Source organism: Streptomyces spongiae (assembly GCF_009377185.1).
Classification (GTDB): domain Bacteria; phylum Actinomycetota; class Actinomycetes; order Streptomycetales; family Streptomycetaceae; genus Streptomyces; species Streptomyces spongiae.
Genome location: NZ_VJZC01000814.1, coordinates 1 through 3,492, shown reverse-complemented (window position 1 = coordinate 3,492; position 3,492 = coordinate 1). Strand labels below are relative to the sequence as shown.

Annotated in this window: 4 protein-coding genes; 1 reads left to right on the top strand and 3 read right to left on the bottom strand. The window is 68.8% G+C overall.

Annotated features, from left to right (window positions below; all coding sequences use genetic code 11):
* Positions 1–58: 58 nt before the first annotated feature.
* The 3 genes from FNH08_RS47190 to FNH08_RS47180 all read right to left on the bottom strand — a co-directional run bounded on the left by FNH08_RS47190 (position 59) and on the right by FNH08_RS47180 (position 2,565).
* Positions 59–280, bottom strand: a complete 222-nt coding sequence (locus tag FNH08_RS47190; RefSeq protein ID WP_152778041.1) for a hypothetical protein — start codon at positions 278–280, stop codon at positions 59–61.
* 19 nt (positions 281–299) lie between these two features.
* Positions 300–1,538: an inorganic phosphate transporter gene (locus FNH08_RS47185; protein WP_152778039.1), complete on the bottom strand. Its 1,239-nt coding sequence runs from the start codon at positions 1,536–1,538 to the stop codon at positions 300–302.
* Positions 1,539–1,815: 277 nt separating this feature from the next.
* Positions 1,816–2,565, bottom strand: coding sequence for a lysozyme (locus tag FNH08_RS47180; protein ID WP_152778037.1), 750 nt, complete (start codon positions 2,563–2,565; stop codon positions 1,816–1,818).
* A gap of 196 nt (positions 2,566–2,761) precedes the next feature.
* Between FNH08_RS47180 and FNH08_RS47175 the strand changes: the two genes are divergently transcribed.
* On the top strand, positions 2,762–3,478 hold the full coding sequence (locus tag FNH08_RS47175; RefSeq protein ID WP_152778035.1) for a class II aldolase/adducin family protein: 717 nt from the start codon (positions 2,762–2,764) through the stop codon (positions 3,476–3,478).
* Positions 3,479–3,492: the final 14 nt, after the last annotated feature.

Genomic DNA, 3,492 nt, shown 5'->3' with positions numbered 1-3,492 from the left:
GTGCGGGACGGATCACCGTCCCGCACCCCACTCGTTGTCTGCTCGCGTAGATCCTGTGTCAGGCCACGATCAGATAGATCCCGTACGCCACCGCCGCCGCGCAGGCGGCGAAGCACGCGTACGCCGCCGTCGTGGCGAGAGCCGCCGAGTTGCCGGAGGCCGTGGCCGTCTCGCGCTTGGAGAGGCCGACGATGCCGAGGGTGAAGAGGCCGACGAGGGCCACGGTGACCACGAGGCTGACTCCGAAGACGGAGCCGAGGGCTGCCCAGTCGATGTGCATGGTGGTGTGTCTTCCTTGCTCAGAGAGCGGACGCCGACGACTTCGCCGGGGTGTCGGCGGTGGCGGGAACGGCGGCCGTGAGGTCGTCGTCGGTGCGCGTGCCGGCCGGAGGCGGGGTGACCGCCGCCATGGCCGTGGTCACGACGCCGGCGGGCTCGGCGGTGTCGTTGACGTTGGTGTGGTCGACCACCTCGCGGCGCGACAGCAGCCAGATCGCGATGCTGGACGCGACGAGGAAGACGGCGACCAGCGTCGTGCCCCAGGCGCCGAAGGAGGTCACCCACTCGGCCAGCGCGCCGACGAGGGCCGCGGCCGGGAGGGTCAGGCCCCAGGCGACGAACATACGGGTGGCCGTGGACCAGCGGATCACACCGCCCTTGCGGCCGAGGCCCGCGCCCATCACGGCACCGGAGACCGAGTGCGTGGTGGAGAGGGAGAAGCCGAGGTGGGAGGAGGCCAGGATGACCGTGGCCGCGCTGGTCTGGGCGGCGAAGCCCTGCTGCGGCTGAAGGTCGGTCAGGCCCTTGCCCATCGTGCGGATGATGCGCCAGCCGCCCAGGTAGGTGCCGAGCGCGATGGCGAGACCGGCGGAGAGGATGACCCAGACCGGCGGGTCGGAGTCGGGGGCGACCGCACCACCGGCGACCAGGGCCAGGGTGATGATGCCCATCGTCTTCTGGGCGTCGTTCGTGCCGTGGGCCAGCGAGACCAGGCCGGCCGAGGTGATCTGGCCGGCGCGGTAGCCCTTGGTCGTGGCCTTGTCGTGGGCGTTCTTGCCGAGTGTGTACGTCAGCCGTGAGGCGATCATCGCGGCGATGCCCGCGACCAGCGGCGCCGCGACGGCGGGGATCAGCACCTTGGTGACGAGGACGTCACCGTGCACCGCGCCCATGCCGGCCGAGGCGATGGTCGCGCCGATCAGACCGCCCATGAGGGCGTGCGACGAACTGGAGGGCAGTCCGACGAGCCAGGTCAGCAGGTTCCAGAGGATCGCGCCGACGAGCGCGGCGAAGATCACCTCTGGTCGTATGCCCGTCTCGTCGACGAGACCTTTGGAGATCGTGTTTGCGACCTCGATGGAGAGGAAGGCGCCGACAAGGTTGAGCACGGCGGACATGGCCACCGCGACCTTGGGCTTCATCGCGCCGGTCGAGATGGTGGTGGCCATCGCGTTGGCGGTGTCGTGGAAACCGTTCGTAAAATCGAACGCGAGCGCGGTGATCACCACGATCGCGAGGATCAGCGAGAAGTTTTCCATTTACCCGGGCTTCTTTTGGACGTCAGTGGCGTGTTGACCGTAGGCAACCTGGGTGAACGGAAGATGAACTGGGCTGGACCGAGGGATGTATCGATCGGGTTGCTGACATTCCGTTTGTGGCGAGGGATGAGTGCCCGGGCGGCCAGGGGTTCGAACGTATGCGGACCGTTGTGCTCCGCATACGTTCTGTATACCTTCCGGTGGGGCCTCGCGCCCCGTAAGAGGCGCGAGGAACTGCGCGACAAGCCCCCACCGGCCCGCAGATTCCATGGAGCTCTCAGCCCTTCGCGAACCTCTTCAACTGGGTCAGAGACCCGTTGAACACGTTCTGGTCACCCGGCAGGGCCCCGCTGCCGTTGTCGTGCTGCCAGATCGTCCAGAACGTCCAGCCCCCGGGGAGTTCACCCGCCCCCGCCGAGCTGTAACGCGCAAGCCACAGCGCGTGGTTCGACCCGAAGGTCCTGCTGTTGCCGGTGCAGGCCTTCCACCAGTGGGTGGTCGTGTAGATCACCGGTCGGCGGCCGGTCTGCCGCTTCACCTCGTTGCTGAAGGCCTTGATCCAGTTGACCATCCTGGTCCTGCTCAGGCCGTAGCACTTCTTCTTCTTGTCGTACGGGTTGTACTCGATGTCGAGCGCCGGCGGCAGCGTCCAGCCGTCCGCGCGCCAGGCGCCGCCGTTGCGCACGAAGTGCACGGCCTGGGTGCGGCCTGACGACTTGTCGGGCACCGCGAAGTGGTAGGCGCCGCGGACCAGTCCCACGGTGCGGGAGCCGTTGTACTGCCGGCTGAAGTACGGGTTGCGGTAGGTGTGGGACTCGGTCGCCTTGACGTAGACGAACCTCGCGCCCTTCGACTTCGCCTTCGACCAGTTCACGTTCTTCTGGTGCGAGGAGACGTCGTGTCCCCTGGGCTTGCCCGCGGCCGAGACCGGAATCTCGACGAATGCGGTCCCCCCTATCGCGAGCGTCGCCACCGATGCCGCTATGACGCGGTGACGGCGACGGGTCGGTTTGTGGTCACAGGCCATGTTTCCCCCCGGAATGGCGACGTGTGCGGCAAATCGTCCAGAGGCTACTGGAAGATCGCTGAAACACGGGCGATCACTGGCCAATCGCTCCCCCGGGGCGATGTGTCCTGATAAGGGTGCTGCCGGAGGCAGTCCTTCCGGCCTACACTCACCCCGCCCGGCACCGCCCCGGCCGCGCGCCTGTCAGGATCGAGGTATGGCTGATCAGGGATGGGGCTCGGGAGACGCGCGGGACGCGAGCGCGGACGCGGAGGATGCGCGTGCGGTACTGGGGCGGGGTGTGCCGGACGACGTGGCGCGGGCGTGGGACGAACTCGTCGCGACGGCCCGCCGGACCGTGGCCGACGGTCTGGTCGTCGGCACGTCGGGCAACGTCTCGGTACGCGTCGGCGACACGGTCCTGGTCACGCCCACGGGAGTGCCCTACGACCGGCTGGCGCCCGACGACGTCGTGGGTGTCGACCTCGACGGCCGCCAGGTCCTCGGCTCCCTCCGCCCGACGAGCGAACTCCCCATGCACCTGGCGGTCTACGGCGCCACCGGCGCCCGCGCCGTCGTCCACACCCACGCCGTCCACGCGACGGCCGTCTCCACGCTCGTACGGGAACTGCCGCTGATCCACTACATGTCCGCCGCTCTCGGGGGAGCGGTCCGAGTTGCCCCGTATGCGACCTACGGCACGGGGGAGTTGGCCGAGAAAATGCTGCGGGCCCTGGCGGGCCGCACAGCCTGCATCCTCCAGAACCACGGCACGCTCACATACGGATCCACCCTCTCCGAGGCGTACGACCGCACGGCCCAACTGGAGTGGATGTGCCGCGTCTGGCTCACCGCGTCCTCCGTGCCGGGACTGACCCCGGCGCTCCTGAGCCCCGAGCAGGTGGCGGCGGCGGGGGAGCGGTTGCGGGGGTAAGGGCAGCCGGAGTG